Source organism: Psychrobacillus sp. INOP01 (assembly GCF_018140925.1).
Lineage (GTDB): Bacteria > Bacillota > Bacilli > Bacillales_A > Planococcaceae > Psychrobacillus.
Genome location: NZ_CP073315.1, coordinates 2,491,649 through 2,517,806, shown reverse-complemented (window position 1 = coordinate 2,517,806; position 26,158 = coordinate 2,491,649). Strand labels below are relative to the sequence as shown.

The 26,158-nt window shown below is 35.0% G+C and carries 20 protein-coding genes; 7 read left to right on the top strand and 13 right to left on the bottom strand.

The window, feature by feature from the left end; translation table 11 throughout:
- Positions 1-692: 692 nt before the first annotated feature.
- The 4 genes from KD050_RS12695 to KD050_RS12680 all read right to left on the bottom strand — a co-directional run bounded on the left by KD050_RS12695 (position 693) and on the right by KD050_RS12680 (position 6,574).
- Positions 693-1,331, bottom strand: coding sequence for a GntR family transcriptional regulator (locus KD050_RS12695; RefSeq protein WP_211892722.1), 639 nt, complete (start codon positions 1,329-1,331; stop codon positions 693-695).
- Positions 1,332-1,780: 449 nt separating this feature from the next.
- On the bottom strand, positions 1,781-3,592 hold the full coding sequence (locus KD050_RS12690) for an ABC transporter substrate-binding protein (RefSeq protein ID WP_211892721.1): 1,812 nt from the start codon (positions 3,590-3,592) through the stop codon (positions 1,781-1,783).
- 26 nt (positions 3,593-3,618) lie between these two features.
- Complete coding sequence (locus tag KD050_RS12685; protein WP_235753809.1) at positions 3,619-5,109, bottom strand: ABC transporter permease; 1,491 nt, start codon at positions 5,107-5,109, stop codon at positions 3,619-3,621.
- Between the two features lie 19 nt (positions 5,110-5,128).
- Complete coding sequence (locus KD050_RS12680) at positions 5,129-6,574, bottom strand: ABC transporter permease (protein ID WP_211892720.1); 1,446 nt, start codon at positions 6,572-6,574, stop codon at positions 5,129-5,131.
- A gap of 126 nt (positions 6,575-6,700) precedes the next feature.
- On the opposite strand from KD050_RS12680, the gene KD050_RS12675 reads away from it, so the two are divergent.
- Positions 6,701-8,440 carry an ABC transporter ATP-binding protein gene (locus tag KD050_RS12675; RefSeq protein WP_211892719.1) on the top strand — a complete coding sequence of 580 codons (1,740 nt, stop codon included), beginning with the start codon at positions 6,701-6,703 and terminating at the stop codon, positions 8,438-8,440.
- 114 nt (positions 8,441-8,554) lie between these two features.
- Here KD050_RS12675 and tatA read toward each other — a convergent pair whose 3' ends face one another.
- Positions 8,555-8,758 (bottom strand): twin-arginine translocase TatA/TatE family subunit, encoded by a 204-nt coding sequence (tatA, locus tag KD050_RS12670; RefSeq protein ID WP_211892718.1) that lies wholly within the window; start codon positions 8,756-8,758, stop codon positions 8,555-8,557.
- A 507-nt stretch (positions 8,759-9,265) separates the two neighbouring features.
- Between tatA and KD050_RS12665 the strand changes: the two genes are divergently transcribed.
- From KD050_RS12665 to KD050_RS12655, 3 genes are all read left to right on the top strand, one after another.
- The gene (locus KD050_RS12665; RefSeq protein ID WP_211892717.1) at positions 9,266-9,523 is read left to right on the top strand and encodes a hypothetical protein; all 258 of its coding nucleotides are present in this window, start codon (positions 9,266-9,268) and stop codon (positions 9,521-9,523) included.
- Positions 9,524-9,602: 79 nt separating this feature from the next.
- Positions 9,603-10,376 carry a gluconate 2-dehydrogenase subunit 3 family protein gene (locus KD050_RS12660; RefSeq protein WP_211892716.1) on the top strand — a complete coding sequence of 258 codons (774 nt, stop codon included), beginning with the start codon at positions 9,603-9,605 and terminating at the stop codon, positions 10,374-10,376.
- A 20-nt stretch (positions 10,377-10,396) separates the two neighbouring features.
- Complete coding sequence (locus KD050_RS12655) at positions 10,397-12,112, top strand: GMC family oxidoreductase (RefSeq protein WP_211892715.1); 1,716 nt, start codon at positions 10,397-10,399, stop codon at positions 12,110-12,112.
- Positions 12,113-12,393: 281 nt separating this feature from the next.
- Here KD050_RS12655 and KD050_RS12650 read toward each other — a convergent pair whose 3' ends face one another.
- From KD050_RS12650 to KD050_RS12630, 5 genes are all read right to left on the bottom strand, one after another.
- Entirely contained in the window at positions 12,394-14,196 is a 1,803-nt protein-coding gene (locus KD050_RS12650) for a carbon starvation CstA family protein (protein ID WP_211892714.1), read from the bottom strand.
- A gap of 127 nt (positions 14,197-14,323) precedes the next feature.
- Positions 14,324-15,061 (bottom strand): LytR/AlgR family response regulator transcription factor, encoded by a 738-nt coding sequence (locus KD050_RS12645; protein ID WP_211892713.1) that lies wholly within the window; start codon positions 15,059-15,061, stop codon positions 14,324-14,326.
- Positions 15,033-16,820, bottom strand: a complete 1,788-nt coding sequence (locus KD050_RS12640) for a LytS/YhcK type 5TM receptor domain-containing protein (protein WP_370627230.1) — start codon at positions 16,818-16,820, stop codon at positions 15,033-15,035. The genes KD050_RS12645 and KD050_RS12640 overlap by 29 nt, the downstream gene beginning before the upstream one ends.
- A 286-nt stretch (positions 16,821-17,106) precedes the next feature.
- Entirely contained in the window at positions 17,107-17,709 is a 603-nt protein-coding gene (locus KD050_RS12635) for a histidine phosphatase family protein (protein ID WP_370627072.1), read from the bottom strand.
- 8 nt (positions 17,710-17,717) lie between these two features.
- Positions 17,718-18,095 (bottom strand): PH domain-containing protein, encoded by a 378-nt coding sequence (locus tag KD050_RS12630; RefSeq protein WP_211892710.1) that lies wholly within the window; start codon positions 18,093-18,095, stop codon positions 17,718-17,720.
- Between the two features lie 481 nt (positions 18,096-18,576).
- Between KD050_RS12630 and KD050_RS12625 the strand changes: the two genes are divergently transcribed.
- The gene (locus KD050_RS12625; protein WP_211892709.1) at positions 18,577-19,452 is read left to right on the top strand and encodes a DMT family transporter; all 876 of its coding nucleotides are present in this window, start codon (positions 18,577-18,579) and stop codon (positions 19,450-19,452) included.
- A 75-nt stretch (positions 19,453-19,527) separates the two neighbouring features.
- Here KD050_RS12625 and KD050_RS12620 read toward each other — a convergent pair whose 3' ends face one another.
- Positions 19,528-20,841, bottom strand: coding sequence for a GHKL domain-containing protein (locus KD050_RS12620; RefSeq protein ID WP_211892708.1), 1,314 nt, complete (start codon positions 20,839-20,841; stop codon positions 19,528-19,530).
- Positions 20,842-21,226: 385 nt separating this feature from the next.
- Between KD050_RS12620 and KD050_RS12615 the strand changes: the two genes are divergently transcribed.
- Both KD050_RS12615 and KD050_RS12610 read left to right on the top strand, forming a co-directional pair.
- A complete protein-coding gene (locus KD050_RS12615; RefSeq protein ID WP_211892707.1) occupies positions 21,227-22,960 on the top strand; it encodes a methyl-accepting chemotaxis protein in 1,734 nt (577 codons plus the stop codon).
- A gap of 258 nt (positions 22,961-23,218) precedes the next feature.
- Positions 23,219-24,037, top strand: coding sequence for a purine-nucleoside phosphorylase (locus tag KD050_RS12610; protein WP_211892706.1), 819 nt, complete (start codon positions 23,219-23,221; stop codon positions 24,035-24,037).
- Between the two features lie 155 nt (positions 24,038-24,192).
- Here KD050_RS12610 and KD050_RS12605 read toward each other — a convergent pair whose 3' ends face one another.
- Positions 24,193-25,569, bottom strand: coding sequence for a DUF4179 domain-containing protein (locus KD050_RS12605; protein WP_211892705.1), 1,377 nt, complete (start codon positions 25,567-25,569; stop codon positions 24,193-24,195).
- A complete protein-coding gene (locus tag KD050_RS12600) occupies positions 25,562-26,083 on the bottom strand; it encodes a sigma-70 family RNA polymerase sigma factor (RefSeq protein WP_211892704.1) in 522 nt (173 codons plus the stop codon). Before KD050_RS12600 ends, KD050_RS12605 begins: the two co-directional genes overlap by 8 nt.
- Positions 26,084-26,158: the final 75 nt, after the last annotated feature.

Genomic DNA, 26,158 nt, shown 5'->3' with positions numbered 1-26,158 from the left:
TATATAATCATTGCCTATTTCCTATCCACCAACTTGATTGTTATAAGAAATGTCTAATATTATTAGCGGAAAAAGATTTAGTTTTTCTTAATGATGGAGAGAGACTATATATTAGTTATTCTATTAAAAGCAGCATTTGCAAAATATGGTTCTGCATTTTTTTTATTGAATTGGCCATTTTCTTGAACAAAACTTTAAAAGGAAATTGGATATTATATTAAGGTTTAAAAGAGGTTGTAAAGGATGCTCGAAAAAACACTTCAGGGGTACTATAAAGAAGAAACACCTCCTAATGGAAAATACATGTATAAGAGATGCAAAAACATTTTATGCCGTTCGCGGAGAGTTAAGCTTTACTGAAAGAAATATTTATTGGAATTATCGTGAAAGTACTGCAAATATTAGTTACAATGATAGATTTTAAGGCATAACTTCTCTTTAAAATCCTAAATTTGCATTTGCTGACCACTCGATTGATTAATTATTAGATGTAAATAATTTCGAAGATTTTGCAAGTAAATATATACAAAAGATAAGTTATTTTAGCACTAATTCAATTGCTTATTGGATGAATTAGTGCTTTATATATGTTAAGGAAATTATAAATTTTCGAATTGCGGATAAATTCGTTTTTGGAAATGTAATTTGATCATCTTGGTGTACCTAACAGAATTTAAAGAATTATTTATAATCTAAAACTGTCCATTCCTGCCGATAATCTCCAGAGTAAAATTCATGTCTTTATATAAATGTTTAGACATTAGTTCGCCGGCAAGTTGTTCATTTTTATTCTTAATGGCTTTGTAAATTTCTTCATGCTCATCTATTATATGTGGACGACTATATATATCGAGCCTTAGGCTAAATAAATAGAAAATTGTCTGAGCTTGTTCTAATCTCTCAATCATTATTGGGTTTTGGCATTCATTTATAATTAATTCATGAAAGCGTTGGTTTGCATTGTATATATTTTTTGACTGTCCTTCCAAAAGCGAATTACGAGATTTCTCTATGGTATTCTCAAGTTCTTTAACCTTTTCTGCTGTCATATTTTTCGCTGCTCTATTTGCTGCAAAACTTTCTAGTACTATGCGTATCTCATATATGTATATCAAATCCTGTGCTGTAGGATTATAAATATGCTTATTCTTAATTAAACCTTCTTGCTCTAGTCTTTTAATCGCTTCACGAATTGGTGTACGACTAACACCAATCTCATCAGCAAGACGTTCTTCTACGAGCTTCATTCCTCCTTTATAAGTTCCATTAAGCATAGATTCTCGAATGTATTCATAAGCCAATTTTTGTGCATTCATTTTGTTTGAAACCATATCTTAACCCCCTGAAGCTATTTTAAAATTAAATACTCACTTATTATACTTTACAAATTATTTTTTTAAAGAATACTACATCCTTTGATGAAAGAAGACAAAATGATATTGCGAAATATTTCATCAAAAATGAAATATTCATTACAAAATTTATTAGACAAAACTCCTTGAAGCGGGAGCTTTGCTTTAAGTAGTAGGAAAGCTTTTTTCTGGGTAATTTAAAACCTTGATATAGTGTAAGAAGAACTTTTTTTAATGAAATGAGGAAGCTCAGACAACGACCTTAGAAATCTCCAACGGTTTCTGCATCGCTACGCTAGCTCCAAACCTGGAAGTACGCTGCAAAGGAGAATTGCGTTCACCGCATGAAACCTTATTACTTTTATATAAAAAAACACCAGCTTCTAATACAAATCGAAATTTGTATAGAAACCGGCGCCCCATAATTATTATTTACTTGCATTATAAGCTTCTAAGAATTCTTTTACTTTCGCTTGATCTGCAACTAACTCATTTCCAGTATCAACAAGTGGACTTACTGTAGAAACTGCTTTATTTTTGTTTCCTTGATAGTAATTCAAAATTTCATCTTGGTTAATCGAATACAGAATAGCTTTTCTTAAATCTTCGCTATCAGCTACTTCACGATTTTGAGTATTGAACAATAGATATGATACAGCGTTACTGTCACTTTCTTGAAGGGTTAATTTACTATCGCCCTCTACTAAGTCATATTTTGTTTCTGGCACTCCGTTGAATATATGGATTTCTCCATTACGTAATGCTGAAAGTGCGCTATCCGGATCTTGTATGAAACGTACAGTTACATTAGAGATTTTAGCTTCATTTTCCGTTCCTGTCATATACGCTGGATTTTTTAAGAATATGGCTTCGTAATCATTTTTATGTGACAAGATGTAAGGTCCGCTTGCATATAACGTATTGTTATATTTGTCACCTTCTGTAACTGTGTTTTGATCTCCATAAGGAATATCTGTATTTACATCGAATGTTTCCACATCGTACGTATTAATGCTCTCTACTTGTTTCTTAGATACTATTCCTGCTGATTGGTGAGCTAAATAATTTAGTACTTGTGGGAATGGATTTACTGTTGTAATTTTAACAACTTGATATTTACCCGCTGCATTATCTGCTACATTTTTGTCTTCTACCAATTCTGTGATTTTAGCATCTAAGCCATCCTCAAGTGCTTCTTTTACAGTAACATCGCTACCAGATTGTTTTACATCAAGCTCAGTTAGGTCCGTTACTACTTCGATTTCTTCCATACTTTCGTGTAAGCTATATGTGCGGTGATCTGGCACAGATTTTTCGTCCTTAGCACGGTTTAATGAGAATACAACATCATCTGCACCCACGCGTTCCCCAGTATCAACTGCCTTTTGATCTTTAACTGCAGCAAAGTTGATATCATCACGAAGAAGGAAGTAATAAGATTGATTTCCTTCGGCAATTGCATGGTTAAGTGATAATGAGCCATCTGAAACCACTTTATCGTCATCTGTTAAATTTACAAGTCTTACATACATATTTGTATTTAACGTATTAATAGAACCGTCATTTCCTTTAATTGGATCTAAAGATGTTAGTGCACCGATTGCTTGTTGCATTATTAATGGTTGTGTCGCTCTTTTTGAAGTGTCTGCAAAGTCAATAGATTCCCATGCAATTGCACGTGACTTTGCAAGTCTAACAGTATCTGCATTTAAAATTTCTTTGTTTACACCTTGTGCTTTAAACGAATTATAAAGAGGTGCAATATAAGCCTTATCAAGAACAAGACGCTGTTCTAATTTTTTATATGTCTCGGTAAAATCTTCTTCCGTTTCTTTACTTGCTTGCTCTATTAACTTATCCACTTCTTCATCAGACATAATACTGTTATCACCATCTGATTTGAATAGTGAACGTACAGCATAATCTGGATTTCCTGTAACTGTTGTCCAGCTAGATAATGCTAAATCATAGTTACCAGCATCTTTTTGAGCTGTAAAGCTACCGTAATCTGGTTGGATATTCAACTTCACATCAAAACCATTTTTAATCAGTTGGTCTCGTACAATATTCATATCCGCTTCCCCAGTACTCATACCCAACAGTTCAATGGTGACTGCACTATCATCTGTTTTTACATCCTTGTTATCATTTCCTTTATCCGCAACATCCGATTTCGTATTTACACATCCAGCTAATATCAAAACAAAAGTAAACAGGATTGCCAACAAACTTTTCTTCATATTCATTTCCTCCTCAATATTTTTACTTAATCCATCCTTGGATCAAAAGCATCTCGTAACCCATCTCCTAAAAAGTTAAAAGATAACACAAGACCTATAATTGCTAGCCCCGGTATAATCGCTAGATAGGAATGCGATTCAAGATAAGTACTCCCTATTTTTAAAATATTTCCCCATTCTGGAATATGTGGTTCTACTCCAAGTCCAAGGAAACTTAAGCTACTCGTTGCAATTACAGCGCCACCAATAGTTAAAGTCGCTTTAACAATCATCGGCGCAAGTGAATTCGGTACAATCTGCTTAAAAATAATAGATGAGTCAGAAGCTCCTAACGCTCGTGCAGAATCGACAAACTCATAGTTCGATACCATGAGTACGTTTGCTCTCATCGTCCGTGCATAGCTTGGAATTGCGCCAACACTAAGTGCTAATATTAGATTCATCGTGTTAGCTCCGAATGCAGCTATAATAGCTATAGCAAGCAAAATTCCTGGGATTGCATACAAAATATCTAGTAATCGCATAATAATATTGTCCGCACGTTTCGTATAATAGCCCGCTATTGCTCCAAGGAACCCTCCTATAATTAAGGGAATGATTGTAGAAGCAAATCCTACCAGAAGAGATATTCTTGCTCCAAAGATAATTCTAGAAAATAGGTCCCTTCCAAAATCATCAGTTCCAAAGGGATGTTCTAAATTCGGTTTTTGTAACAAACTTCCATAGTCATTTTCAACCGCCATATCATAATCGAATGTATACTTGCTACAAACTGATAGAGAAAGCATAAGTATGATGAAGAACATTCCTAATATCGCAGTAGAATTCCGAGTAATTTTATTCCACATCGTGTTCCACTTCATAATTCTAGAACGATCGTGGCTGCGAGCCTTAACAACTAAACTAATACCCAGTAACAGATTAAACAAATTACCAGTTAGTGATGAAATAATTAATAATACTGCAATGATAAGGAACCAAGATGGTGCAGATTCATCCTGTACATATTTCGATACAAGAATTAAAGTTACTATTTGAAAAATCAGGATTCCCACCAGAGTACCCATTGCAGGCAAAAAAGTATCTGTAACATACGGTTTAAATAGGTTGAGAGCCGAGACTGCAATTACGAAAAGCTGTGTAAATAACATATATACTGCAAATGTGTACTCTGGTGTTTTTTTCTTTTTAATCAAGTTAAAAGCAAATGATGCTGTAAAAACATTCGCACTCAATATACTTAAAAGTTGAATATATCCGAGCTTTCTTGTAATAGGTTGTATTGCACCGTATTTCAAAAGATCTTTTTTAATTTTCCAGGTTAGGAATAATTGATATATAGTGAATACGGCATAAACTATACATATAGTAAAAACAAGAGAATTAATCGTTCCTTCTTTATAGTTGAAACTATTGATGAGGAAAACAAGGCTTACTACGAAAGAAAGAACCCATGCAAAGTTTGCTTGTGTATACTCCTGAGACAATTTCAAAGCATGTTTTTTAAATGAATTCACCTCTACACCTACTTTTAAATTACAGTTGCTTCATCTTAGATCGAATGCGAGGGTCAAAAAACGCATACAAAATATCGATGAGCACGTTTACTAACGAAATTGTTATAGCAATATAAATTACCCCACCCATAATGGCAGGAATGTCAGGGATAAATTGCTTATCGACAATATAGCTTCCTATACCACTAATATTGAAAACTTTCTCAGTAACAGCTGCTCCCCCGAGCATATCCCCAAACAACAAGCCAATTACTGTAATAATAGGAATCATTGCGTTACCAATAGCATGTTTCCATAATACTTGACTTTCATTAAGTCCTTTAGCCTTTGCCGTAATAATATAATCTTCATTTATTATTTCTAGCATAGAGGAGCGAGTCATTCTTGCAACAGAAGCCGTAAGCCCCGTCCCTAAAACTATTACAGGCATAATAATCGACAACATATTCTGCGGATTATATGTCGCAGGTAACCATTGCATTTTAATAGAGAAATTCAATATAAATATTAAGCCCTGCCAAAAATTAGGAATAGATAATCCAATTAATGCAATAAACATAAAGGAATAATCTAAAAATGTATTTTGTCTAGTAGCTGAAATGATTCCAACTGGAATTGCAATAACAATTGCCATTAAAAGTGAAAAAATTGCAATTGTTAAAGTTATTGGAAACTTATTAGCAATGCTTGCTGCTACTTCTTCATTTCCAGTAAAGGAAGCACCTAAGTCGAATGTAAAAATCCCTTTTACAGCATTCCATAATTGCGCCAAGTAAGGCAGATCCAAACCATAAGTATGATTAAAAGAGGCTATTTGCTCTTTCGTTGCAGCTTCACCCAAAAGATTCGCAGCAGGATCAAAAGGTGACAAATACAAAATGGTAAATACTAAAACTGAGACACCTACAATAACAAAAACACTCATAACTAGGCGCTCGAAAATAAATTTAATAAAGAAATTACTAAACAAAAACAGCAGTATATACATCAGTACTCCAGGGATAAATGAAACAATCAAAAACACTGGTTTTTTTAGTAAACTTCGAAAATATGAAATATAATTGAGTTTTACTAAGCCCTGCTGTTCATACTCATCCTCAATTTTTTCCACAAGTATTTTCGAGTATCGTTCTTGTGCAAGCCTATCTACTTCAATGTTCATTTGCTTTTCATCCACTTTTTCATGAAAGAAATCAAGTTTACAAACATACTGTTCCTTGTATTCACTTAATAATTTTTCTCTCAGCCCTGCTGTTTTTAAAGAGTCATTTATTTTTTTATGGATAGTAAAATATGTATCATTTTTTCTTTTTAATCGGTAAAAGAAAAAAATAATAAGGTGTAAGGGGAATCCTAATACTAACAGCAAGTATTTGTATGACGTCCTCTTCATCATTTTTTCAAAAACATATGAAAGATGATCAGAAAAACCAAACTTGACCGATGGTTCTTTATGCAATCCCATCGACTATTTACCTCCTTTCTGATATATTATAATTCCTAGTGGTTTAGTAAAGTATAGATAGGAAATTTTAGTTAGTCAATGATATTTGTTTAAATTACACATAAATAATTAGGTAGGTGTTTTACGTTGGAGACGGTTCTAAAGGTAAAAGATTTACATATCTCGTTTCTAACCAGCGACAAGGAATTTGAAGCTGTGCGAGGTGTCAGTTTTGAAGTGAAAAAAGGAGAAACTATTGGGATTGTTGGAGAATCCGGTAGTGGAAAGAGTGTTACTGCTCGTTCCATCATGAGACTTCTCCCTTCCCCTCCTTCATTGTTGAAAAACGGCGAGATTGAATTTCTCGGTGAAAATCTTATAAACAAGTCAGAAAAAGAGATGGAAAGTATCCGAGGTCAAGATATTAGTATGATCTTCCAAGACCCAATGACCTCTCTAAATCCTACTATTCGAATTGGAAAACAAATAGCTGAAAGTTTAATCAAACACCAAAAGTTATCCAAAAAGGAAGCAAAAAAACAAGCGCTTGAACTACTTAAGCTAGTAGGGATTAAAAATAGTAAAGAACGGTTCAATCAGTATCCCCATGAATTTTCTGGAGGAATGCGTCAAAGGGTCATGATAGCGATAGCATTGGCATGTCGCCCTACTCTACTGATTGCGGATGAGCCTACAACTGCACTTGATGTCACGATTCAAGCACAAATATTAAACCTGATGAAAGACATGCAGACCCGTTTTGGAACATCTATTATTTTAATCACACATGATTTAGGTGTAGTTGCAGGGATGTGTGACCGAGTAGCAGTCATGAAAGATGGGGAAATTGTCGAAACTGGGACAACGGAAGAAATCTTTGAAAACCCTCAACATGAATATACAAAAAAGCTACTCAAAGCTCTCCCACGTTTAGATCAGAAAAAAAAACCTAAACGCCCTTCTCTCCGTTCAATTGGAGCAGAAGACGGAAAGCCTCTACTGGATGTACGCTCTCTTAAGCAGCATTTCGATTCAGGAAAAGGAAATGTACTAAAAGCTGTCGATGATATTAGCTTTTTCATAAAACCTGGTGAAACGTTAGGGCTAGTAGGAGAATCCGGTTCAGGTAAGTCTACAACTGGCAGAGCAATATTGCGGCTTCATGAACCAACAGACGGCGACGTATTATATCAAGGTTTAGCGATAAATAGACTTAGTAAAAATGAAATGAAAACAATGCGCCGGCATATGCAAATGATTTTTCAGGATCCCTATTCTTCATTAAATCCACGATTTAAAGTGCTGGATATAATCGGGCAAGCTCTAGATATACATCGTTTAAGTAAAAGCAATGAGGAAAGAAAAAAGCGTGTGGAAGAATTACTCATTATGGTAGGTCTAAAACCTGAACATGCAATGCGTTATCCACATGAATTTTCTGGTGGACAACGTCAAAGAATTGGAATTGCTCGTGCACTTGCTGTAGAACCTGATTTTATCGTTTGCGATGAACCATTGTCTGCTTTAGATGTCTCTATACAATCACAAATCGTCGAGTTGCTAGAGGACCTCCAACATCGTTTGGGACTTACTTATTTATTTATTGCGCATGACTTATCAATGGTCAAGCATATTAGTGATAGAGTAGCAGTTATGTACTCAGGAAAAATTGTAGAGCTTGCAGAAAGTGAGGAGTTATATTCTAATCCTCAGCACCCTTATACAAAGTCATTACTAGCTGCAATTCCAATTCCAGACCCTAAAATTGAAGCAAAGAAAAAACGGTCCCTTATGGAAGAAAATTTAGAAATAGACAAATACCAATTAAGTCAATCCGAGTTAGTGGAGGTATACCCAGAGCATTGGGTAGCTATTCCGAAAAATTAGGGTTGGTAAATAGAGGTAACGCATCTAATACATTTCAGAACTAATTTTGAATCTGCCACCGTATATGATCATAAATAAAAAAGCCAACTATTATAAAATAGTTGGCTTTTTATATTAAATTTTCTTTTTATCGTCTGTTTCTTTATCATCTAATCTAAATTCATCTGCTACTTCGTCAACAATATCTTTTGTTGAGTTTTTAAATTCTTTTAATGTTTGTCCAACTGCTTTACCTAGTTGAGGTAATTTAGATGGTCCGAATACGATTAATGCAATGATTAAAATAATTATTAAACCGGGTACGCCGATATTTGGCATAGTGTTTCCTCCTCATAACTGAGTATATATAATGATCATGTGGCTTTTACTTAATAGTTGTTTCCTTACAAAAAGTATTGGTTGTTTTGTAACAATTACACATTATACTCCTTCGTTCCAATTTGTAAATACATAGTTATATAAAATTATTATAGTTCTTTGCTGGACAGGAACAACAAATATGTACTTTCTCGCTTCTTTAAAAAAATTTGTAAACCCAGTACGCCGATATTTGGCATGCTGTCTCCTCCTCTAAGATAACTTTGTTTGTACCTAGTCCTTTAGCAAGTCTATAGAGAGATGAAATTAGTTTTTTTGTACCACTAACACGCTATATCCTTCCCATTTATTTGTAGAAAAAAGTAATTTAATGTTATTTTCAGAATAAAATTATATTTTATTTTCATTACAAATGTGTAGAAAATGTGAAAAAAAAGGAGTAAACTGGGTAACGGTTGTTTTGTATAGTAACATTTTAAATAGTTTATTAGTAAAAGGAGAACAAAAGTGACTCAATATAATTTAGAAGAATTAAAACTCTTGAATCAAGTTCTTTTTGCATTATTTATAGCAGCTGACTTATCACTAGGTCTTTTTTTCTATAACAATGAATTTCCTTGGTTTGCATTATTAGGTTCAGGTATTGGACTAGCTATCATCGTTCTTTGCTGGACAGGAACAAAACATATATATTTTATTGCTTCTTTATTGGTTTATACCATTTTATTCTCATTAGTTTACAACTGGCATACCATTGTTCATTAATGAGCATATTTTTCGTTTATTATTTACCTAAATAAACAACTACATCCATTTTTTACTAATTTACACTGGAGGTTATATTATGTCAGAACAGGAAAAAAATGCTCCATACTTAGACAAACGTTCATCAAGACGTACCTTTATCAAGAATTCTGGGTTAACAGTAGGTGGGGTTGTCCTAGGTGGAGCTCTTGGTTCTTTACTAGGTAAAGACTCAACAACTCAAACTCATGAAACAGGTGTTCACTCTACAGCAACTGCAGTAAATTTCAACCAAGCACTAATGTATTTCGACAAGGCACAATTCGATACGATTGATGCAGCAGCAGAACAAATTTTCCCCAAATCAGAGGTTGGACCAGGGGCTAAAGAATTACTCGTTACATATTATATCGATCATCAGCTTGCTGGAAGTTGGGGGCTGAATTCAAAAGAATATATGTCTGCACCTTTTTATCCAGCAGAAGCTTCATCACTGTTTGGACATCAAACACATCTAAACAGACAACAAATTTTCAATTTAGGTATTGAAGCGTTAAATTCAGAAGCAGCAAAACAATATAAAGCAAAATTCTCTGAAATTACAGAGGAAGAGCAAGTGTCTATTTTACAAGCGTTTGAAGAAGGCGAAGTCACTTTAAACGGTGCTGTAACTTCTACTTACTTTTTTGCCTTACTAAAAAGTGCAACTATTGAAGGTGCTTATGCAGATCCTTTATACGGCGGAAATAAAGATATGGCAGGATGGAAGATGAAAAACTTCCCAGGTCATCAAATGAGCTACGCAAATATTATTGAAAAAGATGAATTTGTAAAAATTGAACCAACAAGCTTGAATTCACAACATAAACATTAATCGAAGGGAGCTTATGAGACATGGCAAAAAAATTACCAAAAACAGACATAGTATTAGCAGGTGTGGGCTGGACCGGTGGAATCATTGCTGCAGAACTTACTAAAAAAGGATATAAAGTGGTAGGTTTAGAACGCGGCAAAGAAAGAAAGACGGAAGATTACTTAATGGTTCACGATGAACTAAGATATCAACAAAGAAATGAAATGATGCAAGACCTTTCCAAAGAGACGTTGACAGTACGTCATGATCGTTCAAAGAGAGCTCTACCTTATCGTCAACATGGATCATTCTTAATCGGAGATGGTGTTGGTGGTTCGGGAGAACACTGGAACGGCTTAACATACCGATTTTTCCCTTATGATTTTGAAATTTACTCAAAAACTGTAGAACGTTATGGAAAAGATAAAATTCCAGCGGATATGCCCCTTCAGGACTGGGGTATTACTTACAACGAATTAGTACCATATTTTGAAAAGTTTGAGGCAATGGCTGGTATCTCTGGTGAAACTAATCCTCATCCAGAAGTCCCTGAAGTTAAATACCCTACAGTTCCGCTAAAAGAGACACCTTCTATGAAAATGTTTAAGGAAGCCTCAAAAAAATTAGGATATCATCCTTATATTGCACCGGCAGCTACTCTTTCTGAAAGCTACACAAATCCAGATGGAATTTCAAGAGCAGCATGTCAATATTGCGGTTTCTGTGAGCGTTTTGGCTGTGAATATGGAGCAAAAGCGTCTCCAGTCGTAACTGTTTTACCAGTGGCAAAAGAAACGGGTAATTTCGAAGTAAGAACTCACTGCGTTGTCCGTAAAGTTCTCCATACAAACGGAAAAGCTACTGGAGTTTTATATGTTGATACACGCACAGGGGAAGAATATATCCAAGAAGCAGACGTTGTTGTTGTATCAGCATATGCACTTAATAACATTAGAATTCTATTAAACTCTCAACTTGGAAGTCCTTATAATCCAGAGTCGGGAACTGGCGTAATCGGAAAGAACTATGCTTACCAAATGACGTCAGCTGCTTCAACAGGTTTCTTTAAGGAGAAAGAATTTAATTTATATGCAGGTACAGGTTCACTAGCTGGAGTAATAGACGATTTTAATGGAGACAATTTTGATCATACCGATCTGAATTTTATTCACGGTGGTAACATTGCACTTGGCCATTACGGGAAACGCCCTATTTCCAATAATTCTGTTCCTAAAGGTACACCAACTTGGGGTAAAGAGTTTAAAGATGAATCTATTTATTGGACGAACCGCAGCTTATCAGTAGGTTCTCAAGGCTCAGTTATGCCAAACAAAGAAAACTATATTGACCTAGACCCTACGTACAAAGATCAATTCGGCGATCCATTATTACGTATGACATTTAACTATAAAGACAATGAAAGAAATCAACAGAAATATATTAGAGATATCACAACGAAGATTCTTGAAGAAATGGGAGCAGACATCATTAATTCCCCAGGAGATCAAGAGGATTGGGATACAACAAAATATCAAACAACGCATAACACCGGCGGAGTTATCATGGGTGCTGATTCAAAAACAAGCGCATTAAACAACTACCTTCAAATGTGGGATTGTGAAAATGTATTTGTTCCTGGTGCATCAGCTTTCCCGCATAATTCTGGTATGAATCCTACAGGCACAGTTGGAGCTCTTGCGTATCGTGCAGCTGAAGGTATTGAAAAATACTTAAAAAATGGTGGATCTTTAGTTTAAAAACGAGACACTTATGAAAGTAAAGTATGTAATTAATATTTGCTTAACTATTAAAAAATGATTTCTATTTATAGAATTAGCCAACAACTTGAAAAGCTACTAACTTCTTTCGAAAAGAAGTTAGTAGCTTTTTCAATTATATTTACAAGTTCTTCTCTTTGCACTCTTGAGAGCTATCCACTCCTTACTTTTAGCACTAAAACAAAAACAATAGCCTTCCAATCATAATTGATTGGAAGGCTATTGTTATTTTAAATACCCATAAAAAAATCTGGTTTATATTAAATAGTTCCTTTTGCCGCACGCTCTACGAGAACATCTTGCGGTAGTTTCCAAAGTTCCATCCACTTACGTATAGAAGTAACAAGAATAATGAGACCTAGAATTAGCATGATAACGGAAAGCGATCCATTTAAAAGATTGTAACCAGGACTTGCTGAATTCCAGTAAACATTTTTCACCATCCAGTATCCCGCTACATTTACAGTTACATATAGATAAGATAGTGGAATCAGACATGTGAGTATATACCATCGTTTTTCAGCAATCTTCAGTACAATTGTAGCCCCGATAATCAAGCCAATAGAAGCCATTAACTGATTAGATACCCCGAATAATGCCCATACAGAGCTTATATCACCAGAATACAGTAAGTATCCCCACATAAAGCAGGCTAACGAACTCGCAAAAATAGTTGCGCCTAATGAATTTCGTTTTAACGGTTTAAAGAATGTCCCACCGAAGTCTTGTATGAGATACCGAGCAACTCGTGTGCCAGAGTCAATGGCTGTCAGGATAAAGACCGCTTCAAACAGAATAACAAACTGATAGAAATACGAAGCCATTTTTTCGAAAATTGGAATCTCCGTAAAGATATACGTCATTCCTACAGCGAGTGTAACAGCTCCCCCCGTTCTTCCTTCGAGATCCATCCCAATTTCTTCACTAAGCTTATCTAGGTGTACTGTTTCCATTCCTAATGTTGCAAATTTCTCTGGCGTGGAGTTTATAGCAAAATAATCTCCTGGCATTAAAGACACAGCAGCGATTAAAGCCATAATTGCAACTAAACACTCCACAAGCATTGCACCAAAAGCGACTCCTTTAATATCACTCCAACGATTGATCATTTTCGGAGTTGTCCCTGAACCAACGAATGCATGGAACCCTGAGATTGCTCCACACGCAATGGTAATAGAAATAAATGGCCAAACTGGACCAGCGATTACTGGACCACCTCCATTAATGAATTCAGTAAATGCAGGAAATTGAACTGCAGGATTTACATAGAATACCCCAATGATTAAGGCTAAGAATACTCCGATTTTCATAAAAGTACTCAAATAATCGCGAGGTGCGAGCAATAACCAAACTGGTAATGCCGCAGCAAAGAATGCATAAATAGGTAACGCTATAGCAATTGTACTTTTTTCTAATGTTAAGAAATCACCTAATGCCGTACCTTGGATATTTGGCCCCCAAAGGATAGCTGCCATAATAAGTCCAAAACCAACGATTGTAGCACCTTTTAAATTTCCAGTTTTTTTATGATACAAACCAACACCCATTGCAATTGGAATTGTAATTCCTACAGCAAAGGTTCCCCATGGGTTCCTTTCTAAAGCACCTAGTACTACCAATGAAAGACCAGCCATAGTGATTGTAATAATAAATAACATTGCAAGACCAGCACAGAAGCCCGCGACAGGACCGAGCTCTTTTTTTGCTATTTCTGATAGAGATTTACCATCTTGACGCATGGAAGCAAAGAGCACAACCATGTCGTGAACTGCTCCACCAATTACTGCCCCAATTAGAAGCCAAAGCAGTCCTGGTAAATAACCAAATTGTGCTGCTAATATCGGTCCAACTAACGGACCCGCCGCAGCAATCGCCGCAAAATGATGACCAAACGTAACCCATTTGTTCGTGGGTACATAATCTTTACCATCTTCCAGTTCATGAGCCGGAGTGGGTTTTGAATCATCTAACTTCAAGACCTTTGCAGCCATGAACGTACCATATAAACGATAAGCTATTAATAATATACAAATAGAGCCAATAACAATTGTAACCGCATTCATTTCTCTTTACCCCCATCTTCTTTTGTATAGTAATCATACTAAATTTGAGATTGATAAATTCATATTCTAGTTGAATTACAAATTTTCAAGTATGAACTACAAAAATGGGGAAATGAAATACATTTTTTTAAAAATTAACGTACAATTTAAAATCTTTTACATATGTTCGACTAACCGGAACCTTTGAGTGATCTTTCAGTAAAACATTATAGGTAGAATTAAACCAAGGATGAATTTCAACAATGTGATCCATGTTCACAATAAAGCTTCGATGAACTCTCATAAATTGTGTGTTGCTCAATTTTTTCTCTAATATAACGAGTGAATCACTAACAACGTATTCATCATTCATTGTTTTGACCTTACACTTCCCTTCAAATGCTTCCAAATAAATGATGGAATCATTCTCTAGTAAGACTATTCTTTCATCCACAAGGACTGCTGTTTTTCCTGAGTTAACTTTGTTGACCAAAGAAGTGAAAGTACTTTTTTCATTTCCAATTTTACCAACTTGAATAATCTTCTCCAGTGTTTTTCGGATACGCTCCTCGTCAAATGGTTTTAAAATGTAGTCGATTGCATTCAGTTCAAAGGCTTGTAAGGCATATTCATCGTATGCAGTAGCAAATACAATTGCAGGAGTTGGTTTGAGCTGAAGTAATCTTTTAGCTAAGTCTAAACCGTTATCTCCATCTAAATCAATGTCCAAGAAAACAAGATCCGGTCGATTTTTGGATATATCCTTTATAGCATCTTTAAGACAATCCGCTTCACCAACAATATCAACTTGTTTACTTTCTGTGAGAAGATATTTTAATTCCTCCCTTGCCAATGGTTCATCTTCCACTATATATGCTTTCAACATTTTGATGTAAAACTCCTTTACTATCAAGTGGGATAGAGATTGCTATAGATGTCCCTCTATTCAATTCACTCGTTATTTCTAACTTTGCTTGACCATTATAAATTCCAGCTAAACGCTTACTTATATTAAATATTGCAGTACCCGTTCCTTTTTTTGAAACCATGATTTGTTTACCCAATAAATCCATTTTTTTAGTAGGAATCCCTACCCCATTATCTGAGACAACAATACGCAAATTGTTATTCAATGAGTAAATATTAATTTTTATCTTTCCTATACCAGCTAAACTCTTGAACGCATAGTTAATGGCATTCTCGACAAGCGGTTGTAGTGTAAATGGAGGAATGGAAATCTTTTCTAATCCATTTTCAATTTCAAACTCGATGTGATACTTGTCCGGAAATCGTGTTTGTTCTAGCGATAAATATGCCTGCACGTTTTCTATTTCCTTTTCTAATGGAATAAGCATTTGCCTAGCCCCTTGAATATTCCCTCGAAGAAATGAACTTAGCTCCAACAATAATTTTCTAGCTTTTTGTGCATCTGTTCGACATAAGATAGAAATAGAATGAAGACTATTAAATAGAAAATGTGGATGAATTTGCGCATGCAATGCTTTTATCTCTGCATCTTTTAATAACTTTGTTTGTTTTTCTGCCTCCGCTAGCTGAAGCTGTGTAGAAAAAAGGTTTGCAAGTCCTTCCGCTAGTTGCTGCTGAACATTATTTAGTTTACTCGGCTTTATAAAATACATTTTTAAAGTGCCTGCAGTTTTGTTTTGTATCTTCAATGGTAATACGATTGCCGCTTCTAACGTGCAATTACTGTGTGAACAGAAAATTTCTTCCTTAGTTTTCGCTACTGCAATTCTACCCGTTTCTAGTACTTTTTTAGTTAATCCTGTTGTTAGTTCTCCCTCGGGAATATGGTGGTCTGATTCAGCCCCTACGTGTGCTAATACTTTATCTTCATCTGTTATTGCAACTGCATCAGCAGTTGTTAACTTTAACATGATTTCTGCAATTTCTTTACACGAATCAGTATTTAATCCTTGCCGGAAAAAAGGTAGGGTTTGATCAGCAATATAAAAAGCTTGGCTTGTTTGATTTGCTCGTGCACGTTCTTCATCACGAACAATGGATTGAATAATATACATGAATAGGAACATTCCTAATCCATTCACTAAAATCATCGGAATTCCAATGACTTGCACAAGTGCCCAAGCCTCTTCAAATGGTTTTGCAAATGCTAATATAGTTATCATTTGTATAGCCTCTAATGTCATCCCTAACTTGGCAGCGTAAACTGGTGTTATTTTCTTATCACGCTTTAATTGCTTTCTCGAGAAATATCCAGAAAAAATACCAGCTAAAACAACAGCCAGTGAACAGGCTAATGCTGTAAAGCCGCCAAGAGAATACCTATGGATACCAGCAATTAGACCTGCGCCTAACCCAACAACTGGACCTCCTAATATCCCACCAATCACAATTCCCATTACTCGTGTGTTGGCAATCGCATTATCAGGGTCAATCCCTGCAAGCCAACCACTATTTTCAATCGTCCCTCGCTGAATTTCAATTCCTGTATAATTACTAATCAATCCAAAAGCTCCAAAAATCAAAATGAGAATAACTTTCTCGCTCCAATTATGTTCGTTGTGAATAACCTGACGAAATGACTTTATTTGAGAAAGTAAGAATGCAACAATAACGATAATGCCTACTTTTTCTATCATTAGCGTAGCTAAAACAAAAATCATCGTTACACTCACCTTTTCCTTTTTCTAAATTTTCTAATACTCATCATACTTGAAATATCTAAAGAAAAAAACCTCTAAAAGCTTCCCTTTGAATCTGAAAAATAAAAAAATCAACCGTGATATTAATCGGCTGATTTTTTGTATGCGCTCTTAAAAAGTATATCAACATATGTAAGACATTATTATGTTTCGTAAATAGTGCAATTTAAAGACCCTATATTTTAAAAAACTACAGGCTCAACATCACCTGTGATGCTTGAATGTAAATTCATTTAGCCACCACTTATAGATGCTCCTGTTTGTTTAGAAATCTAACAACTCTTGCATTCTCTTTTATTTCTAATAGATGAATCCCCGTATCGCCAGTCGCAAATATATTTTCACTTGTATTTGGTTGCTGTAGAAAAGCCTTGATGAACTGAGAAATAAGTCCTCCATGAGAGACAATCGCCACCCGATTGTAACTTTGATAATCTAGCAAGATTTTATGAAAAACTTTTTCTGCTCGGAAACGAAGCTCTAATTCTGATTCACCTTGTTCAATAGGAATATGAATAGGTCTCCCTTTTGGGGGTAATGGGTATTTTACCAAGGCTTCCTCTTTAGAAAGTCCTGCTAGCACACCATTGTTAAGCTCCATTAGATCATCTTTTAAAAGCAATTCGCAGTCTATGAATTTTTGTAAGGTTTCAGCAGTACTCTTAGCTCTTAATAAAGGACTAGCTAGGATAATATCGGGTGGAAGATGCTCTGATACGTACGCCGCCATATTTCTCGCTTGTTGTTCTCCCAGTTTGGTTAAAGGAAAGTCTGCCCTTCCTTCATGAACACCTAACAAATCTGCTTCTGATTGTCCGTGTCTAACGATAAGTAACTCCACCTGCATACCTCCTCTTACTTCATTACATATTCGGCTAATACACTTTGAACTTTATATATGTTTAAGGATTTGTTGAATTTCTTCTGAATTGGGGCTACACTTCCCGATAACCAAATCTTTAACTCAGCATCCAAGTCGAAAGTGCCTGCTGTTTCAATTGAAAAATGAACGACACTTTTATATGGAATCGAATGATACTCTACTTTTTTTCCAGTCATACCTTGTTTATCGATTAATAATAATCGTTTATCCGTGAAAACTATCAAATCCCGTATAAGTTTATACGCATGCTCCACCTTCTCAGAAGGAGCAAGTAAATCCTTCAATTCACTTTCAACTTTATCATTTTCTATCTCAGATGCATTTCCCATTAACCCATCTAAAATCCCCATCCATATTCCTCCTAAATATACATTTTTATATTAGTTCAAGAACTGTACTCAGATCTCCTGCTAGTATGTGAATAAAGTTTTATAACTATTTTATAATTATCGAATGTATAGTTTATATTATGTATAAATTCAAAGTAGATTACCTATATTGGCAATAGAATAAGAGACTTTAGGAGGAATAGATATGAAAAATCTATTCAGTTTACTGGATCAACTGCCAGAAAAAACGAAGAATTTTTGAAGTTAATATTAATAAATCATATTAGGATAAGGATGATTTTATAAAACGAGATCAATTTGAAGCAATAAGGAAAAGGTATTTTGAATGGATATACTCTACCCTAAGTAAAAAATAGAAATAGCCCATCTAAGGAGTATCTCAAAGATGGGCTGTTTTTATGTTAGAATAGACCAGAAAGAAGAAAGAATCTACCTTTCTTTCCGAATTATATCCAGCTGAAAGGAAGATATATTAATATTTATGAACAAACAGTGGTTTATTTATTTTATTCTTATTCTTTGCGTTATTGCTTGGGGAAGCAATTTCGTATTCGGATCTATTTTAGTCGATGTATTTGATCCAAGCATTATTGCGTTTTTTCGTTTAATATTTATACTTATATTCCTATTTTTTTTGACGTATAGAAATATAAAAAACCAAAAGTTAACTATCCACAATTACATATGGCTAGCTATTGCTGGTTTTGTAGGAATATCGTTGAACCAGTGGAGTTTTTACGCAAGTCTTCAATATACAGAGCCTGTCACAGCGGCATTAATCCTCGCTTTATCACCTATAGTCACCGCTTTACTCTCCTCTTATTACTTTAATGAGAGAAAAAAACTTCAATTTTGGATTGGCTCCTTTGTTGCTTTAATTGGGGTTTGGTTAGTTATTACAAAGGGATCTTTCCTTGTTCCAAGCTTTGGTAAAGGTGAGTTATTAATCAGTTTAACTATGCTTTCTTTTTCAGTGTTTTTAGTCTTTGTACAACATTTATCGAAATCGATTTCTCCTTCTACTATCACTTGGTATAGCAATGTCTTCGGTTTAATAGGTCTCCTTCCTTTCGTGCCTTGGCATAAAACCTATGTTGTATTGTCCGTACCACTTTCCTATTGGTTGTTACTAATAATTACTGCAATTATCATGCATGGTTTATGTACGTATTTATGGAATAATTCTATTCACAAAGTCGGTGCTACCAAAGCTGCACTTTTGTTAAACCTTGAACCATTCGTGGCAATGGTATTTGGTTTCTTCCTGTTAGGTATTAGCATTCAACTCCTACAACTGATTGGCGCTTTTATAATTGTCATAGGTGTTTCCATATCTCTTCAAACTAAAAACAAATAGTAAAAAAATAGATACTCTACATATGTAGAAGTATCTATTTTGTATAGCAAGCCACATAACAATGAAAAAGCAAATTTACTTTAGTGGAATTTCCACAATGGCCGTTGTTTCTGATTCCGCTGTTGATTCAATTGAAATTTTCCCATTATATTTATTTACAACTTCCTTCACTATAAATAATCCTTGTCCTCTTATTTTTCCTTTTTCTTCATTCTTTGTTGAATACCCTTGTTTAAAAATTTGTTCTTTCTCGCGAATCTGTGGACCAGTATTTGTAATCTTAAATAGATAATGAGTATTATTTGCCGTACATTCTATCGTTATTTTTCGTTCTCCCTCTGGTAACGCTATCGATGCATCCATAGCATTATCGATTAAATTCGATAAAATAATGATTAAATCAGTCGTTTTTATTCTCTCGAACGAAACATGAGAGATTGCTATATCCATATCAATGCGATGATTTTGTGCCGCTATCTTCTTTGTTTGCAACAATATCGAAAGACCTGGATGATCTATACTTACTTTAATGGATTCAATCGTTTTTACTTCATTAAAAAGAGAGGTTGCATATTGTAATGCCTTATCAGATTCTCCTATTTTTAGGAGTCCATGTAAAACTAGAATATGATTGCTAAAATCGTGTCGCACTGAAGACACAGAGGTTATTAATGTTTTTATTTCTGTTTGATATGTCTCCTCTGTATGTCCCACTTCCTTTGCGACCTCTCTTTGGTACCATCTCTGCATAAACAAAAAGGAGCCTATCACGATGAAAATGAATACACCGTTGAATACAAGCATTACAGTATTCCTTTCTAACGCTTCTCCTTTAATCTGATTGATTGTATCTGCACTCGTATCGATACCTAAATAACCTAAGATTTTTCCTTCATCGTTCTTTATCGGTGCTCCAACAGATAAGTAATCTCCATAACTTGGATCCTTCAGTACTTTGGTTACATATGTCTTTCCCTCATAGGCTTTTTTTACCTGCTCTTCTGGTACTGTACATGCATCACCTATCCGATAATTATCTAAACTCTCTAACTTGCCAGAGTGCCCTAAAATCATCTGTTTAGATACTTTAGGATTATCGACCTTTAGTGTATAAACATATAGGGAGCCCAACTTTTCGCGCGCATCACTTAAATAGATTTCAATTTCTCGAAAATATTCATTTTTCTCCGGGTTATCCAAAAATTTCTGATACGTTTCTACATCTATAGAGGAAGCTATGGACTTAGCCGCCTCTAAACTTTGGTTTGCAACTGATTCTTCGACTGTATTTTTCATTCTCACGTATGAGGTATACACATTTAAAGCCGAAAAAAAGAGTAGTAATACAGTAGATAAGACAAAAATTATTTTTACTTTATGACTTTTCATATACATATGTACTTCCTTAGCTTATTTCTATTCAAAAGTAGATTATTCGACAAATATCTTGCAAATAATGTAATTATACTATAATACATTACTAATAACCTTGTTTGTCTTGCATATCTTATTTTTGCAGAACAATAAGTAAGAGGAAAAAGGGGATTAGCAGACATCACTCACTGATTACTTTGCATTTTATAGTACTTTTCCCCTTCACTTAAATAGTCCTTTCTTATCATTTTGATATTTACTAAAGATTACAAAGTTATAGTCGATAATAAAATGTAGTTAATAATATATAATTTAGATATTTATTTGATATTAAAATGTTTTAAGAAAAATAACTACATCCAATCAAGTTAATAGCTATAGAGAATCGGAGGATTTAACAGTGAAAATACGTACAAAGCTATTCATTATTTCTATTTGTTTATTACTAATTCCAAGTGTCACAATTGGTGTTAGCAGTTATTTTTCTGCTAAAAACAATTTGGATGAGTTGGGAGAAAAAACACTCAAAAACGGCGTAGAGATGGCACTCCAATTAATTGATTCAATGAATTACGCAGTTGAAAACGGAGATATATCCCTAGAGGATGCACAGGAAAAAGTAAAACAATATTTAATCGGGGATTTACAAAGTGATGGTAAACGTACGATATCGTCTAAGGTAGACTTAGGTGCGAACGGATATTTTGCAGCTTACTTGGAAGATGGATTAGAAGTAGCGCATCCTACTATAGAAGGAACTAGTGGTTGGGACATGCAAGATGTTGATGGTAATTATGTTGTACAGGATATCATAAAGGTGGCGCAGGATGGTGGTGGATTTACGTATTATAAATGGGACTTACCAAATCAGCCAGATACTGCAGCTAGAAAAGTTACTTATAATGCGCTAGATCCAAACTGGGGATGGGTGATAAGTGCTGGAACCTATATGGAAGCCTTTAATGAAGGGACTAACTCAATCCTTAAAACACTTATCATTACGCTAGCAGTGAGTATCTTGTTGGGTACTATTGTTATTGTTCTGTTTTCAAGACATTTAGCAATTCCGATTCAATTAATCGTTGAAAATGTGAAAAAAATTGCTCATCAAGACTTATCCAGTAAAAATATTCAGATAAAAAATAAAGATGAGCTTGGTGATTTGGCTACTGGCATAAACACAATGGCGTCTAATTTAAAAGATGTTATCGATTCTGTTTCTAGCTCAGCACAACAAGTAGCGGCAACGTCTGAGGAACTTACCGCAAGTAGTGAAGAAACTAGTAGAGCTTCAGAGGAAATTACGGATTCCATTCAGCAAATTTCTTCTGGTCAAGAAAAACAGTTATTTGGTATGGAGGAAGCAAAAAACTCTGTTAGTCAAATTTCATCTAGTATTACTGAAATAACGTCGAATATTAAGGAAGTAAATGACCTTTCTATTGAAACATCTAAAGTTTCCCTATCAGGGAATGAAGTTATTACGCAAACGGTAGAACAAATGAAGCAAATCAATAATCAGAGTACGATAACAACAGAATCAATGGTAATCCTTGAACGTAAATCACAAGAAATTGGAGAAATTATTAATGTGATTACAGGTATTGCGGAACAAACAAATTTACTTGCCTTAAACGCTGCAATTGAAGCAGCAAGAGCAGGGGAACACGGCAAAGGATTTGCGGTTGTAGCAGACGAAGTACGCAAACTAGCAGAAGAATCTGGAAATGCTGCTAAAAATATTTCTACTTTAATAGGCGAAATCCAAGTCAATACAAAACATACCGTTCAAACCGTGAACGAAGGAAAAACAGCAATTGAGACTGGTATGAGTTTCGTTTCCAACGCTGGAAGTACCTTTGAAAAAATAGCAACTGATGTTAGTTTAATAAATAATAAACTATCAATAATTTCAGCAGAAATTCAAGAAATAAATAATAATACAGATGTTCTTGTAAATGAAGTAGACAATACGAAAGATGTCACAGAAAAATCAACCGATTATACTCAAAATGTAGTAGCTGCTGCACAAGAGCAGTACGCTTCCATGGTTGAGATGACTGCGGCTTCCCGATCTTTAGCAGAAATGTCCGAGAAACTTCAAGATGTTGTCTCTGATTTTAAATTGGTTTAAGTATTGTATCAGGGGCTCAAATATAATAGAAGTTCCCTTCAAGGAATTGAATAGCAAATAAGATTAACCCATCCGAGCTATCTACTCAAGGATGGGTTATTTTTTATGATTAAATGACAGGATTATTAAAACTTTGAGTATTGCCACCGGTGCAAACTACCATGTTGTTTCTTTACAATGTTCCTCCCCTCTATTAAACTTTTATCGATAACACAATTTGTATATTTTTTTAACGTAACTATCAAGGGGGAATTATTGATGCACAACATCGAAGATATTTTAGAAACTAGAGATTTCATTATGAGTAAGACAGACCACCGTCCTGTGATCGGAATGATTCTAGGCTCAGGCTTAGGTACGCTTGCTGATGAAATTAAGAACCCAGTCAAAATTCCATATAGCGAAATTCCTCACTTTGCAAAATCTGAAGCAATTGGTCATGCGAACGAACTTGTGATTGGAGAATTAAATGGAAAGACAGTGGCGGCGATGAAAGGTCGCTTTCATTATTATGAAGGTTTTACTTTGGATGAAGTAACATTCCCAGTACGTGTAATGAAAGCACTTGGTATAGAAAATGTTATTATTACAAATGCTTGTGGTGCCGTGAATACAAGTTTTAATCCAGGAGATTTAATGTTAATTACGGACCATATTAATCTTGTCGGGACCAATCCGTTAATGGGACCTAATAATGACGAATTAGGTACTCGTTTCCCTGATTTATCAGAAGTATATAACAAGGAGCTACGTAGTATTGCAACCAAAGTAGCGAACGAACAAAACATACAATTGCAACAGGGAGTGTATGCTTGGTGGAGCGGACCTACTTACGAAACTCCAGCAGAAATCCGTATGATTCGTACATTAGGAGCTGACGCAGTAGGTATGTCAACAGTGCCAGAAGCGATTGTAGCTACTCATGGTGGTATGAAAGTACTTGGTATTTCTTGCTTAACGAATATGGCATGTGGGATATTAGATCAACCATTAAACCATGATGAGGTAATTGATGTTGCCGGGAAAGTTAGAGTCAAATTTGTTGAATTAGTCAAAGGGATTTTGAAAGAGATTTGAATTAAATAGTTCCGACCCTGACGGCAAAAAAGTAATGTTTCCTGAATGAAAAAACTAATTGCAAACAAAAAGAGTGATCCCAAGGGACCACTCTTTTTGTGTTGCCATAGCTGCTCGCAGGAACATTGAAAAAAGTTTTTCAGAAACTCTTTTTATTATTTGACTTCTATCTCCACATCTTCTTCTATCCAAGAAGGGTAAAAATCGAGATCCAACCGTATCGGATTTGCAAAAGGAGTAACCGACTTGTCTGGTAGTTCAAATTCGATTTTCACCTCTCCAAGAAAGTTAATCTTTGAACCTTTTACATAGTTAGAATAGAGTGGTGTACGTCCCCCATAGTGTATATAAAATTCTTTTTCATCGGCATCTGTAAATTTTATAAATCCTACCATATTCATATCGTAATCTTTATCGATATTAATAGTAAAACTGACACGATTATCCTTCACTTGCAAATTTGAGAATATTGATTGAGCAGGCTTTTCTATAAACTTTTTGGATCCCGTATCAATTAAAATATAGGCTTCCTCTTTATCCATCGCCGCGATTTTTCCAAATGTTAACGTTAAATTTTTGGGCTCATGAAAGTAAAAACTTTCTTTTAGTGGTACTTCCCAAAAATTACCTTCCTCTAGTGTTTTATATGCATTTCCAGGGATAGCAGACCATTTCCTTCCCTTTTCATCTATCAGTTCTAATTCATCAAATGGTCGAGCAAGAAGTTTCTTTGTGTTATTAGGGTTTTCTTCTATCTTAACAACTGTGCGTATTGGATCGACTATTAACTCCTTTACTTTAAAGTTTTGCCCCTCAATTTGAACATCCTTGTTTACAAGGATATTCTTACTCTCTACATTCATCTTTTTATACGTAAATGGAATTTTGAAATGCTCAATTTTTTCTCCATTTTTTAGTCCTATCTTCCAAGAAAGGTCCTTACTATACGGAACCGTCTGGATATGTTCAGAACCACTGAAAACTTTGGAGTCTGACTTTGGAGTCAAGGGAAAGACATAATTCATTAACTCAAGACCATACCGAGTATTCATACCTGACCATAGTTGGAGATATTTGAGTTCAAGTGAGCTTACGTCTATATCTTCTGTACGGACAGAGTAAAAAATAACCATTCCCTTTTTGTCTGCAATTACCCCATCAAGGGTCACCTTAATACCGTTTTTTTCTTGAGAGAGATTCAATGGCTGATAAAAGTCGTTTTCAACTGCAGCGGTTAAGCCCCTATCTTGCTGTATAAGTGCAACAATACGTTCCATCCCTGGTATAGATGCAATTTTGTTAGCGAACACAGTAGATACAGAGATGGATGTGACAAACGAGATGAGAAGGATCGCCGCAATTACAATCGACCATGAGCTCCGTTTTATTATCTTGGTTCTTTTTAACGTTTGTTCCTTTTTTGCCTTCTCAAATCCACTTCGTACGGCCGAATGTAGCTTGTCCTTTGATATTTCGACCTGACCAATTGATTTCTTTCTCTGCTCCAATTTTCTTTTTTCATCCTCAAACACGTTTAACCTCTCCTTTCTCTTCAAATCTCGCCCTAAGTGCTCGTAAAGCTTTATGTAGCCGTGTTTTAATCGTTCCTTCTGGGGTATTCCACATAACGGCGATGTCCTTTATCTTGACATCTTCAAAGTATTTTAAATGCAGTAACTCTCTATCGTAATCGGATAAACTTAAAAGCGCCTCCTCGACCTCTAAAAAGGTAAAATCTTCGGTTATTCCCTGTAAGTTAAGTATTCTTTCCTCCAGCACTTCTCTCTTACTTTTCTTTATAACATCCTGGCAATAATTCATCATAATCCGAATGAGCCATGTTTTAAAATAGGCAGGCTCCTTAACTGTTTTTAAACTTCGATAAGCCCTATATGTCACTTCTTGGACAGCCTCCAGTGCATCTCCTTCATTTTTCAAATACGAGATAGCTGTTCGATATAATGCTTCTTCATATGAGTGGATTAATGCTAAAAATGCCTCTTCGTCACCTTTAATCGCTTTCTTCACTAATATCTTTTCGCTCAAGATTTCACCCCAATTCATTTGTCCCTATCTATTAGACATACAACTTTGAAAAAAGTTTTTAGAAAGTAGATTAAA

What these genes read in the sequence shown, in the direction of transcription:
- KD050_RS12695 (WP_211892722.1), bottom strand. Translation starts at nt 1,331, where the DNA reads ATGGTTTCAAACAAAATGAATGCACAAAAATTGGCTTATGAATACATT.
- tatA (WP_211892718.1), bottom strand. Translation starts at nt 8,758, where the DNA reads ATGCCAAATATCGGCGTACCCGGTTTAATAATTATTTTAATCATTGCA.
- KD050_RS12625 (WP_211892709.1), top strand. Translation starts at nt 18,577, where the DNA reads ATGAACAAACAGTGGTTTATTTATTTTATTCTTATTCTTTGCGTTATT.
- KD050_RS12655 (WP_211892715.1), top strand. Translation starts at nt 10,397, where the DNA reads ATGGCAAAAAAATTACCAAAAACAGACATAGTATTAGCAGGTGTGGGC.
- KD050_RS12650 (WP_211892714.1), bottom strand. Translation starts at nt 14,196, where the DNA reads ATGAATGCGGTTACAATTGTTATTGGCTCTATTTGTATATTATTAATA.
- KD050_RS12635 (WP_370627072.1), bottom strand. Translation starts at nt 17,709, where the DNA reads ATGCAGGTGGAGTTACTTATCGTTAGACACGGACAATCAGAAGCAGAT.
- KD050_RS12690 (WP_211892721.1), bottom strand. Translation starts at nt 3,592, where the DNA reads ATGAAGAAAAGTTTGTTGGCAATCCTGTTTACTTTTGTTTTGATATTA.
- KD050_RS12645 (WP_211892713.1), bottom strand. Translation starts at nt 15,061, where the DNA reads ATGTTGAAAGCATATATAGTGGAAGATGAACCATTGGCAAGGGAGGAA.
- KD050_RS12680 (WP_211892720.1), bottom strand. Translation starts at nt 6,574, where the DNA reads ATGGGATTGCATAAAGAACCATCGGTCAAGTTTGGTTTTTCTGATCAT.
- KD050_RS12620 (WP_211892708.1), bottom strand. Translation starts at nt 20,841, where the DNA reads ATGAAAAGTCATAAAGTAAAAATAATTTTTGTCTTATCTACTGTATTA.
- KD050_RS12660 (WP_211892716.1), top strand. Translation starts at nt 9,603, where the DNA reads ATGTCAGAACAGGAAAAAAATGCTCCATACTTAGACAAACGTTCATCA.
- KD050_RS12630 (WP_211892710.1), bottom strand. Translation starts at nt 18,095, where the DNA reads ATGGGGATTTTAGATGGGTTAATGGGAAATGCATCTGAGATAGAAAAT.
- KD050_RS12610 (WP_211892706.1), top strand. Translation starts at nt 23,219, where the DNA reads ATGCACAACATCGAAGATATTTTAGAAACTAGAGATTTCATTATGAGT.